Source organism: Pseudomonas monachiensis (assembly GCF_047345015.1).
Taxonomy (GTDB): Bacteria; Pseudomonadota; Gammaproteobacteria; order Pseudomonadales; family Pseudomonadaceae; genus Aquipseudomonas; species Aquipseudomonas monachiensis.
The window spans coordinates 3,270,880-3,282,659 of sequence record NZ_CP178857.1 but is presented as its reverse complement, the minus strand read 5'-3'; the positions used below and the strand labels follow the sequence as shown (position 1 = coordinate 3,282,659).

Genomic DNA, 11,780 nt, shown 5'->3' with positions numbered 1-11,780 from the left:
ACAACAATCGGAGACCGATCTCATGAGCCAGGAACTGCGGCTTATCCGTCGCATCACGCTGAAACTGATTCCTTTCCTGATCCTGCTGTACCTGATCGCCTATGTGGACCGCTCCGCGGTGGGCTTCGCCAAACTGCACATGGGCGCCGACATTGGCCTGGGTGATGCGGCCTACGGCCTTGGCGCAGGGTTGTTCTTCATTGGCTACTTCCTGCTGGAAATCCCCAGCAACCTGATGCTCGACCGCTTCGGCGCACGACGCTGGTTTGCGCGGATCATGGTCACCTGGGGCGCCATCACCATCGGCATGGCCTTCGTCCAGGGGCCGAACAGCTTCTATGTGATGCGCTTTCTGCTCGGCGCCGCCGAGGCCGGGTTCTTCCCGGGCGTTCTGTACTACATCACCCAATGGTTCCCGGTTCGCCATCGCGGCAAGATCCTCGGGCTGTTCATCCTGTCGCAACCCATTGCCATGATGATCACCGGCCCCGTGTCTGGCGGCTTGCTGGGCATGGACGGCGTGCTCGGCCTGCACGGCTGGCAGTGGTTGTTCATCGTCATCGGCACCCCGGCGATCCTGCTGACCTGGCCGGTGTTGCGCTGGTTGCCCGACGGCCCGCAGCAAGTGAAGTGGATGGACCAGGCGGAAAAAGACTGGCTCACCGGCGAGCTGAAAAAGGACCTCGAAGCCTACGGCCAGACCCGCCACGGCAATCCCTTGCATGCGCTCAAGGACAAACGAGTCTTGCTGTTGGCGCTGTTCTACCTGCCGGTGACCCTGAGTATTTACGGCCTCGGCTTGTGGCTGCCGACGTTGATCAAGCAGTTCGGCGGCAGCGATCTGGTGACCGGGTTCGTGTCTTCGGTGCCCTACATTTTCGGGATCGTCGGTCTGTTGATCATTCCGCGCAGCTCTGACCGTTTGAATGATCGTTACGGCCATCTGGCAGTGCTTTATGTATTGGGCGCCATCGGTTTGTTCCTGAGTGCCTGGCTGTCGGTGCCGGTGCTGCAACTGGCCGCACTGTGTCTGGTGGCGTTCGCACTGTTTTCCTGCACGGCGGTGTTCTGGACGTTGCCGGGCCGTTTCTTTGCCGGTGCCAGTGCGGCGGCGGGAATTGCGCTGATCAACTCGGTGGGCAACCTCGGCGGCTACATCGGTCCGTTCGTGATCGGCGCGCTCAAGGAATACACCGGCAACCTGGCGTCGGGCCTGTACTTCCTGTCGGGGGTGATGGTGTTCGGGCTGATTCTGACAGGCATCGTCTATCGCCTGCTGGAACGCAAGCACGTCCTGCCAGCCGATGAGTTTGCGGCCAGTGCACGTGGGGCGTCCCGAACCTGATTTTGAGGGTTCACACCGACCAAATGTGGGAGCGGGCTTGCTCGCGAAAGCGGAGTGTCAGTCACCGATGATGTCGGGTATGACGGCCTCTTCGCGAGCAAGCCCGCTCCCACATTGGTTCTGAGGTGTTTTGAAGAATTGTTAACAGGAGAAAAATTCATGCGTTTGGTTCAGTTCGAATTGAGTAACGGCGTACGCCGTGTCGGCGTGGTCGAGGCAGGCCTGGTCCGTGAAGTGCAGGACGCGCGCACCGTTCGCGATCTGGCATTGGCGGCGATCGAGGCGGGCGCAAGCCTTGAGCAACAGGTGCAAAGCCTGGGGCTGGGCATCAGCCACGACTATGCCGAACTGCTGACGCAACGGCGCATCCTGCCGCCGCTGGACCATGCGGACCCGGCGCACATGCTGGTCAGCGGTACGGGCCTGACCCATCTGGGCAGTGCGTCGGCCCGGGACAAGATGCATCAGCAGAACGGCGACGAATCCGCGCTGACCGACACCATGCGCATCTTCAAGTGGGGCGTGGAGGGCGGTAAGCCAGCAGTGGATGAAGCCGGTGTGCAACCGGAGTGGTTCTACAAAGGCGATGGCAGCATCGTCGTCAGGCCCGGCCAGCCGTTTCCCCTGCCACCGTTTGCCGAAGATGCCGGTGAAGAGCCGGAGATCGCCGGCCTGTACGTGATTGGTCAGGACGGCAAGCCGTATCGCCTGGGGTTCGCCGTGGGCAACGAGTTCTCCGATCACGTCATGGAGCGCAAGAACTACCTGTACCTGGCCCACTCGAAACTGCGCAGCTGCAGCTATGGCCCGGAACTGCGGGTCGGCGAACTGCCGCAGCATCTGGCGGGCACCAGCCGCATCCTGCGGGACGGCGAAGTGCTGTGGCAGAACGAGTTTCTCAGTGGCGAGGCGAACATGTGCCACAGCCTCGCCAACCTCGAATTCCATCATTTCAAATACAGCCAGTTCCTGCGACCGGGGGATGTGCACATTCACTTCTTCGGCACGGCGACCCTGTCCTTTGCCGACGGCGTTCGCACGCAACCGGGTGACGTGTTCGAGATCACCCAGGCCGAATTCGGCGCGCCATTGATCAATGGCATCGCTCCGGTCGCAGCGGCTTTTGAACCCGGCACCGTCGGCACACTTTGAGGAGTTACCCATGACCCGGATTCTTGGACACAACTACATCGGCGGCCAACGCAGCGCCGCCGGCAGCGTCAAATTGCAGAGTGTCGATGCCACCACCGGTGAGGCATTGCCCCATGATTTCTATCAGGCGACCCCGCAGGAAGTCGATGCGGCGGCCAGCGCGGCGGCGGCCGCGTATCCGGCCTATCGCAGCCTGAGCGCGGAGCGGCGGGCGCAGTTTCTCGAGGCCATCGCCGATGAACTGGATGCCCTCGGTGATGATTTTGTCGCAGTGGTCTGCCGCGAAACGGCGCTGCCGGCCGGCCGGATTCAAGGCGAGCGTGGACGCACCAGCGGGCAGATGCGTCTGTTTGCCAAAGTACTGCGTCGCGGTGACTTCTACGGTGCACGGATCGACCGGGCATTGCCGGAGCGTCAACCGTTGCCGCGCCCGGACCTGCGTCAATACCGGATCGGTCTGGGACCAGTGGCCGTGTTCGGTGCCAGCAACTTTCCGCTGGCGTTCTCCACCGCCGGCGGCGATACCGCCTCGGCGCTGGCCGCCGGGTGCCCGGTGGTGTTCAAGGCCCACAGCGGTCACATGGCCACCGCTGAATGGGTGGCTGACGCGATCATCCGCGCCGCCGAGAAAACCGGGATGCCGGCCGGCGTGTTCAACATGATCCATGGCGGGGGCGTCGGCGCGGCACTGGTCAAGCATCCGGCGATTCAGGCGGTGGGCTTCACCGGTTCGCTCAAGGGCGGTCGTGCCTTGTGCGACATGGCGGCGGCCCGTGCGCAACCGATACCGGTGTTCGCCGAAATGTCGAGCATCAACCCGGTGATCGTCTTGCCCCAGGCGTTGCAGGCGCGAGCCGATACCGTTGCTCGGGAACTCACGGCGTCGGTGGTCCAGGGCTGCGGCCAGTTCTGCACCAATCCGGGTCTGGTGATCGGCATTCGCTCAGCGCCATTCAGTGCCTTTGTGCAGCAAGTGGCCGGGTTGATGGGTGACCAGCCGGCGCAAACCATGCTCAATGCCGGAACCCTGAGCAGCTATGGCCAGGGCTTGCAAAAACTGCTCGCGCATCCGGGGATCGAGCACCTGGCCGGCAATCCGCAGCAGGGCAATCAGGCGCAACCGCAGCTGTTCAAGGCCGATGTCAGTCTGCTGCTCGATGGCGATGAAGTGTTGCAGGAGGAAGTGTTCGGCCCGACCACGGTGGTGGTTGAAGTGACGGATCCTGCGCAACTGATGGCGGCCTTGAATGGCCTGCACGGCCAGTTGACCGCTACCGTCATTGGCGAGCCGGAAGACTTCGAGCAGTTCGCCGGGCTGACGGCATTGCTGGAACAGAAAGTCGGACGCATCCTGCTCAATGGTTATCCGACGGGCGTGGAAGTCTGCGATTCGATGGTTCACGGCGGGCCTTACCCGGCCACGTCCGATGCGCGCGGTACGTCGGTGGGCACACTGGCCATCGATCGTTTCCTGCGCCCGGTGTGCTTCCAGAACTACCCGGACAACTTGCTGCCGGATGCGCTGAAGAACGGCAATCCGTTGCGCATCCAGCGACTGGTGGATGGGCAGTCGTCCCGCGAGGCACTTTAACTGCCAGTCACAATCCCTGTGGGAGCGAGCTAGCTCCTACAGGGGAGGTGGTGCATGAGCTATCATTGCGTCTTTCCCATTCAAAGACTGATTGCCATGACTGCCCCAACCGACACCTTGCTCAATGCCCTCGAACACTGCGGAATGGTGGAGATCGACGGGCTGCATGCCTTCGAATTCGCCCTCGACGAGGATGATAACCTGCACATTGAATGCATGGATGGCCGTGCGGCCAAACACTGGGAGTTCACCCCGGCGCAGATTCAGGCCGCGACCTTCGATACCTCGCTGCAAAGCTGGTTGATCACCGGTGACTCGGGTGAACACCGTTTGGTGTGCCTGGGCGATGTCGTCAGCGGTGACAACGAAGATGACGACCAAGGCGATGCGTAACCTCTGGCCATTGTTGATGGCCGGCAGCATCGGCGCCATGGGCGTCCAGGTGGCATCCGCCGATGACTATCAGCTGCTGGTGGGCTCCTACACTGCGGGTCAAAGCCAGGGCATCTACCGCCTGGTGTTCGACAGCGGCACCGGGCAGATCGATGCCAGCCCACTGCAAGTGATCAAGAGCGAAAACCCGTCGTGGCTGACCCTGTCGAAGGATCGGCGACACCTGTTCGTGGTCAATGAAAACGGCCCGGGCCAAACCGATCCGGTAGGGCGCGTCAGCAGTTTTGCGATTGATCCCAAGACCCACGCGCTGAGCCTGATCAGCCAGGTGCAAAGCCTGGGCAGCGAGCCAACCCATTCCAGTCTCAGCATCGATGGCAGCCATCTGTTTGTCAGCAATTACTCGGTGGCCGAAGATCCGGGCGGCACCCTGGCGGTATTGCCAGTGACGGCCGACGGCAAGCTCAAACCGGTGGTGCAGATGAGCAGCCACCCGGCGAGCCGGGTCAATCCCGAGCGCCAGGCCTCGGCCCATGTGCATTCGACCATCCCGTCACCGGACGGCAAATACGTGTTCGCCAATGACCTGGGCGCCGACAAGGTGTTTGCCTACCGCTTCGACCCCAAGGCCAACCCGGAACTGCCGTTGACCCCGGCCACCCCGGCATTCGTGCAGCTGCCGCCGGGTAGCGGGCCGCGCCACCTGCTGTTCAGCGCCGATGGCAAACACGCCTGGCTGACCATGGAAATGAGCGCGCAAGTGGCGGTGTTCGACTACCACGACGGCCAACTCGAACAGACGCAAATGGTCGATCTGGCTGCCGGACAGCCAGTTTCAGACAAGGCTGCGGCGGCATTGCATGCCTCGGCTGACGGCAAGTTCCTCTACGTCAGCAACCGTGGTACCGCCAATCAACTGTTGGTGTTTGCCATCGATCCGGCGACCGGTCACCTCAGTGAACTGCAACGCCGGGCGGTGGAGGGCGATCATCCGCGGGAATTCAGCCTCGATCCGAGCGGCAAATTCCTGTTGATCGCCAATCAGAAGAGCAACCAGATTGTCGTCGTCGAACGCGACGCCAGGACCGGTCTGCTGGGCAAGACCGTGCAAAAACTGCCGATGGACGCCCCGAGCGACCTCAGGTTTCTGCTGCGTCAATAAGCCGCAGGCCCCGGTTGATGGGGCCTGCCTGCTTTTATCAATGACGCTGATATCTGGTACTGCTACAAAGCATTTCAAGGCACGAACCCTCGAGGGTTAAGTTTGCTTCACGGCCCCACCGGGCAAGCAAGCCAACTGAATCCGAGGAATACCGCCATGAACTTCAACATCTTCTCTGTCATCGCCGCTTCCGCCATTTCCGCCACCGTTGCGCTGCCAGCCAGCGCCAACGTTGAAATCAGCGACAAAAAAGCCCACACCCAGAGCTACACCCAGAAATACCTGCAACAGAGCGCCAACTTCTACGCCGCGCTGGATCACAAAACCCAAGCCTGAACGTTCAGCCCTGCCTTTATGCAGGAGCGAAGTCACTGATGATCGAAGCGCCTGATGTTGAATAGCAGGTGTTGAAAACGATCAGAGTGGTGTCGCTCCTGCATAACGCATGCTGCCCGCGAATCCCCTGATTAGTTCTATTGAAGGCTGAAATAGCCTGGCTTAATGATCAATGAAGCTGATGGTCACTATGGATAACCCTGAGTGGTTACCCAGGCTTTTTTGATCGATTCTGTAGGCATTGAAACATGCCTGCGGAGAACATCATGGCCAGCGCAATTCTCACTTCTGCCAAACACGGCGCCTATGTGGCGATCGGTCTTTACCTTGCCATGGTGCTGGTGGTCAGTCTTTCAGCGCAGTCGCAATCCACCTTCGAAGCGCCGATCCAGGTCGCTCATCCCGGCATCCAGTTTGAACACCGTGGGCAAAACGCGAGCGTTGATCAGGCGGAACTCGCGGGAGTCGTCGGCGCATGAAAGGGCACAGACTCTGGGTCATCGCCTTCCTGGCGTTCATGACCAACGGATCCTCCCTGTTGGGGATCGGCCAGGGCTCGGCGGGCTCGGTGGCACGGGCCATCGAAGCCAATCACAACATCGCCCGCAACATCGAAAACGCCAGTGCCCAGGGCATGCTGGCCGGCAATCCACCGATCAGGAATGAAGGTGTGGTGTTCGGGCCGTTCCAGGTTGATTGCTCGGCGATCGGGATGTGTGAGGTGTTGGCCTGAAGCTCTCTCGCTACAGTATCGGTGTTCTTACTTGCGTATCACACCGGTAAACAGCGATCCGGCCGGATGAGGTCACGTTGCGCGTCAGGACTCACGACGATTCCGATCACGTGTCGGTTAGGTAATCATGTCGTCTGTCAGCTTGGTGTGTAGCACACACGTCAACGCGTAGATGGAAAACGATCGCTCGGCCGAGGTCAACATACCGGTCTGGATGTCGAGCGTTGCTTCCAGCCGGCTGAAGACCTGCTCCCAATCGCGTGTATTCAGTTCAACCCTGTCGAGGGCCGTAACCTCTTCAGGCGGCGCGCCAATCACATTGCAGATTGTGTGAATGACAAGTTGGCGAATGAAGGTGGGTTTCATGAGTGTGGTCACTTTTTAATTGATCATCAGTTATATCCGCGCATTACATCGAATCAACTGTAGTCGCGTAGTTGCCCTCTCTGGGAGTAGTGCGATCCTGGCAAACATTGCACTTGGATAATTGCTGGATAACAACTAATTGCCATCGATAAGAGATGCCTTCTGTTCGTCCAAGTTGAATTACCGTAGCAGAGAAACTGAGCTCTGAAAATTTAAAACTTTAAATATTGTTTGTGTAAGGATTGGATGTAGTACGCTTCCCAGGACTTTGTAGTGCTTTTCAGATATTGCATATTGAATAAAAAATTTTGATGGAATAGCAGCCATGGTCGCGAATTATATTCGCAGTGTTCACGCTTTGTTCGGTACGACGCACAAGATACCGTTGTATCCCGTAGCCGTGTTGGCCGTGGGAGTATCGAAAAGCGCCAACTTGTTAGCAGCGCTATTGCATACCTTGTTTCAGAGCAGGGCCTCAAGCTATCACTTGATTAGCGATAAAAAAGTCAGTCAATTGCATGCGGACGTATTGTACGAGCAGCTTTCAACTCAAGTTCTTGCCAACCTATGGGGCGGAGGTTCGTGTACCGCATAGTGAAATTGTCGGCCTCGGAATGATCGTGGCGGCGGAAGTTGCCAGTCGCCTAGGGCGACTGAGTGGAGCAGATCAGAATCTTCATCATCGGCTGCTTAGACTGCTGGCCCAGCTACATGCCGCACCACCACAATCATCGGATCTTGCGTGCTAAACCATGACTACAGACGAAGAACAACTCTACGGACCCAAGGCGGATCGGCTCCTGCGCATCCGGAAGATCGAATCCCTGGGGAATCTTGTCCTGCCTATCTTTCCGATTGCCCCATTGCCAACCGCAGTGGCGGGCGGCCTGGCACAGGCGGATGAAGCGGTAGCGATCTACGCAGCCGCTTTGGAGGAGGCTTTTCCGCTGCTGGCGCGAAGCGTGGAGGACGTTTGTGGTTCAGCGCCCTGGATCGTGCGTAGTGCAGGTAACGAGGACCTGACGGATCACGTCAATGCCGGCGGCTACGAAAGCCTGATATGTCCCGAGCCACAAGCGCTGATACGGTGTATTGCCACTGTGGCCATGAGTGGATCGACCGAGCATGCACGACGCCAACTTGCGCTCTCGGGGCGTTACGATCATGTCGAGGCAATTCCATGCTTTGTGCAACAGCTACTGAAGATCGATGTCTGTGGCGATGTCGGTCGCGATCATTCGCCGTATCTGGACACAGCTGTTCTTGATCACATGGAGGCGGTATGTAATGAACTGATGCAGACGTTCGACTTCATTGCGATCGATTGCGAATGGGGCCTGGAGACGACACTTGGCTTCGTGTCCGTGACCACCGTCATGCCGCGAAACCCACAACTGATGAACGTCGCGCATACGATCGGTTTCGGTTTCGCCAGCGCTCAGAATACCGGCTCGCAGGCGACGGCCTTGGTGCTGCGTCCTGCTTGCTCAGACCTGAGGTTATGGCGCGCACGCCATCTGCGCGCGACGACGGTGCAACGGTTGCATCTGCTGCAGGCGCGGCCGGCGTATTCTGATGATGCCTTTCGCGATCGTGATGTGTTGACCGATGCATGCCGTGAAACATTGATCGGTCGCTACGATGTCGTGGAAGCCGGCTTGTTGATGCTGGGTGCACAATCTTCGGGCCGCGCATTGGTGGCACCTGATCTCATGAGCGCCTGGCGCCGATATCTTGCACTCAACGCGCACGAGCAGGCCGACGTGGCGGTGGTATTAGTAGACGAAGGCAGTGCGGAGGAGCACGCGGGTATCATGTTCCGCCAGCAGAAAACTACATGCGTCAGAATGGACACTCGACGCATGTCAGCCGGAGCAGACTGCGTTGTATTTGACCGCGGCACCTGCATTTTCGGTGACTCGACGCTGCTGCGATCAATTCAGAGTGAGCGTCGCCGAGAGTTGGTGTTGCCCGACGACTGCGCTCTTGTTTTCACCGATGAGGTGCTGGCACCTGGCGGCGAGCTGACGCGAGACTGCGTCGAAGTCCTTTCCCAGCTGCGTCGTTTGCCGGTCGCGCGTGAAGTCAAGGAGCGGCTGTTCGCACGTAGCGAGCAGCCGATGTCGGCGAGCTGGATGCAACGCGACGACGGAGTAGTGGAGTCACCCTCACTGCTCGCGGCAATCTGGCGGTCAAAGAATCCAGGGTATGCCGGCGAATGCTGCGCGCTCACTGAATTTGCGAGGGACTACGAACGTGCGTTCCGGGTGTCACGGAATGAGCCGCAGGGCGAACTGCGCACGCTGTTCGCGCTGTCGTCCGTGACACGCACGTTGGTCGCGAGTGGTGACCTTCGAATTGTCCTGGCACTGCTCGACTGTGAGGCGGCGACGTCCTGGCTACCGTCGCAAACGTTGCGGCGCCGGGTCGATTCGGCTGCCGTGCATTTGAAGGCGCTTCAGCGCGATAACGCCGTGTTGATTCTTGAAAGCGTGGCCTTCGTCAGGACGGAATGTAAGCGACTGCCGGTTTATGAGCCGGACGACGCCGTCTCCTACCTCGATGCACTGGCACACGATCTTGAAGATGGCTTGTTTGTCGAATCGATGGTATCCATCCGCTCTTTGGAGTTGCCGATCGCAAGTGGGATCCTGCTTGCGCGGCAGGCTCTCGTTAATCCCGCCGTCCTCGAACCAGTGGACGCATTCCGACAGTCAGTAGCGTTGTTTAGAGCTATGGTGTCGGGTGGCAGCACGACCGCGCGGCTTCCTCTGCAACTCAACGATACTTTTTTGACACTCCGGGGTGCGCTGTACGAAGCCGGTCTGGAAAACGTCGCTGAGCAGATCAGAGGATCGCTGGTCGAAACGTATGACGCCTCATTGAAAGGGCTGCTATGGCGCGCGGTGGAGGAGGGCGACGCTGGCAGCTACCGCCGCTACCTCATAGTGATGCAATGGTGGATCGAATTCCTGAACATCGGATCGCTGTCTGAGCGCGATGCCGCAGTGCTTCAGCGCTTTCAAATTTGGCTGCGTCAATGGACTGATGACGAGATGCCCGAGTCATTCGAGATACAGGACCGCAATTGGCGATTCGAGTTTGACGCCATTGTGGTTTCCCATGAAACACCGCTGCGGTACGAGAATCCGCACGTTCTTCACAATCTCCTTCATCAATACTCCCTGGCGGGGCTGCGGCTTGACGCTCTGGGGCTACCACGGCGCGTACAAGCGCTAGAACACTTCTGTTCGACGTTCAGCAGTCGCTCGACGAAGGTTCTGCGTTTCGAGCGAGAGTTGCTCGAGATTCAGATTCCGATGGGAACGCACAAGGCGAGCTACGTGTTCACGCCGCGGCAGATCTCGGTAGAGTGGACGGAGCCGCCTGATTGCTCCGGGGGCGAAATCGCGCGGATCCTGGCGTTTGAGGTATTTCTAGATCGATTCCAAATTTGGATGTTCCCGGCACTGACGGTCCGGCGCGAGCAAGTGTTGGGTACCTGGACACTGTTCATCCGCCTCAACGCGCAAGGATCAGATCCCTGGGATTACGAGCATCTCTGGCACTTTGTGGTCGCCACGCGCTTGCTATTCGACGCCTCTTACGATTTCTCGTATGTCGCCAACGAAGCCGTGGACGGTTTCGCCGAACGTTTCGACGGATTGGAATGGAAGGAGATACTTACCACACTGATACGGTATCGAGCGGTGATCGAGGACAGGGCGCAGTACGTCGCCTTGCACGCCCTGCCAATGTCGTCGACGGTCGCCGCGATGGCGTGCAGCCGAATCGTTCGCGGTCTGCTGTTACGTTGTCTGCGCAGGGGATTCGATTATTGTCGGGCCTTGATTGACGGGTATGCGCACTGGCTGAATGAGGAGGCCGAGGACAATGGACTGTGGTCCGATCGCTATGAGTCGCTCCGGCAGGCCAGCCTTTTCCTGGCGGCCAAGTGGCCAAAGGAGGCGCTTTCGGAACTCGCCGGGCGGGGCGTCTTCAATGTCGGCGATGACCTGATCGCAGCCTGCCTATTCAAACGCTCGGACCTGGCGGATGACTTGCGGCAAGTCGCGGCGGCGGGATCAATGCTATCGGGAATGCCGGGGATGATCGTGCGGCATGCCCCCGAAATTGCTATAGCGGCCCATGGCGCATCGCTCTTGGCTGCGCAACTGGTCGGCACCGGAATGCGATTTCGCCGCGCGAAACACCTTTTGGTCGCTCGATTCGGCGACTGCCTTGATCAGGACATATTGACGGGACTCCTACGGGACTTGGACACTGTTCCGTGGGGATGTACCGCTGACGCTGAGCAGGCCATCCAGACGCAGATTTTGATGAGCGGACCCGTCTGTCGATTTGAGCTAGAAAAAGGCATTGATTGGACGACGTTAGATTCGTGGCCGACTCTGGTGCAGAGGCGTCCCGTTTCCTTGGGGTCGACCGAGTGTTGAGTTATCGTGCGGACCCGTGAGCCTGTGCCCGGAATTCGTCTTGATCTGAAAAGAAGCTGGAGAGAGTACACGTCTGGCGATACAAGAATCGACTGAAAGCCACGCGTCAGAATTGCGAAAACGCCAGTGCCCAGGGCATGCTGGCCGGCAATCCACCGATCAGGAATGAAAACGTGGCTTTCGGCCCGTTCCAGGTTGATTGCTCGGCGATCGGGATGTGTGAGGTGTTGGCCTGAAGCCTGCTG

10 protein-coding genes are annotated in these 11,780 nt (G+C 59.2%); 9 read left to right on the top strand and 1 reads right to left on the bottom strand.

What is annotated here, in order from left to right; genetic code table 11:
- The first annotated feature begins 22 nt into the window (after positions 1–22).
- From ACMDB8_RS14545 to ACMDB8_RS14510, 8 genes are all read left to right on the top strand, one after another.
- The gene (locus ACMDB8_RS14545; RefSeq protein WP_223542563.1) at positions 23–1,345 is read left to right on the top strand and encodes an MFS transporter; all 1,323 of its coding nucleotides are present in this window, start codon (positions 23–25) and stop codon (positions 1,343–1,345) included.
- Between the two features lie 159 nt (positions 1,346–1,504).
- The gene (gene araD1, locus ACMDB8_RS14540; RefSeq protein WP_056727608.1) at positions 1,505–2,497 is read left to right on the top strand and encodes an AraD1 family protein; all 993 of its coding nucleotides are present in this window, start codon (positions 1,505–1,507) and stop codon (positions 2,495–2,497) included.
- Positions 2,498–2,507: 10 nt separating this feature from the next.
- Positions 2,508–4,088, top strand: a complete 1,581-nt coding sequence (locus tag ACMDB8_RS14535) for an aldehyde dehydrogenase (NADP(+)) (protein WP_409079246.1) — start codon at positions 2,508–2,510, stop codon at positions 4,086–4,088.
- 54 nt (positions 4,089–4,142) lie between these two features.
- On the top strand, positions 4,143–4,481 hold the full coding sequence (locus ACMDB8_RS14530) for a DUF5629 family protein (RefSeq protein WP_056727603.1): 339 nt from the start codon (positions 4,143–4,145) through the stop codon (positions 4,479–4,481).
- Complete coding sequence (locus tag ACMDB8_RS14525) at positions 4,474–5,643, top strand: lactonase family protein (RefSeq protein WP_223542637.1); 1,170 nt, start codon at positions 4,474–4,476, stop codon at positions 5,641–5,643. Before ACMDB8_RS14530 ends, ACMDB8_RS14525 begins: the two co-directional genes overlap by 8 nt.
- A 156-nt stretch (positions 5,644–5,799) precedes the next feature.
- Entirely contained in the window at positions 5,800–5,979 is a 180-nt protein-coding gene (locus tag ACMDB8_RS14520) for a hypothetical protein (protein ID WP_007979950.1), read from the top strand.
- A gap of 266 nt (positions 5,980–6,245) precedes the next feature.
- A complete protein-coding gene (locus tag ACMDB8_RS14515; RefSeq protein ID WP_223512683.1) occupies positions 6,246–6,458 on the top strand; it encodes a hypothetical protein in 213 nt (70 codons plus the stop codon).
- The gene (locus tag ACMDB8_RS14510) at positions 6,455–6,712 is read left to right on the top strand and encodes a hypothetical protein (RefSeq protein WP_223542559.1); all 258 of its coding nucleotides are present in this window, start codon (positions 6,455–6,457) and stop codon (positions 6,710–6,712) included. Before ACMDB8_RS14515 ends, ACMDB8_RS14510 begins: the two co-directional genes overlap by 4 nt.
- A gap of 117 nt (positions 6,713–6,829) precedes the next feature.
- Here the strand turns inward: ACMDB8_RS14510 and ACMDB8_RS14505 are convergent, their stop codons facing one another.
- Positions 6,830–7,078 (bottom strand): DUF6137 domain-containing protein, encoded by a 249-nt coding sequence (locus tag ACMDB8_RS14505; RefSeq protein ID WP_056727599.1) that lies wholly within the window; start codon positions 7,076–7,078, stop codon positions 6,830–6,832.
- 752 nt (positions 7,079–7,830) lie between these two features.
- Here ACMDB8_RS14505 and ACMDB8_RS14500 point away from each other — a divergent pair.
- Positions 7,831–11,535 carry a hypothetical protein gene (locus ACMDB8_RS14500; RefSeq protein ID WP_409079247.1) on the top strand — a complete coding sequence of 1,235 codons (3,705 nt, stop codon included), beginning with the start codon at positions 7,831–7,833 and terminating at the stop codon, positions 11,533–11,535.
- Positions 11,536–11,780: the final 245 nt, after the last annotated feature.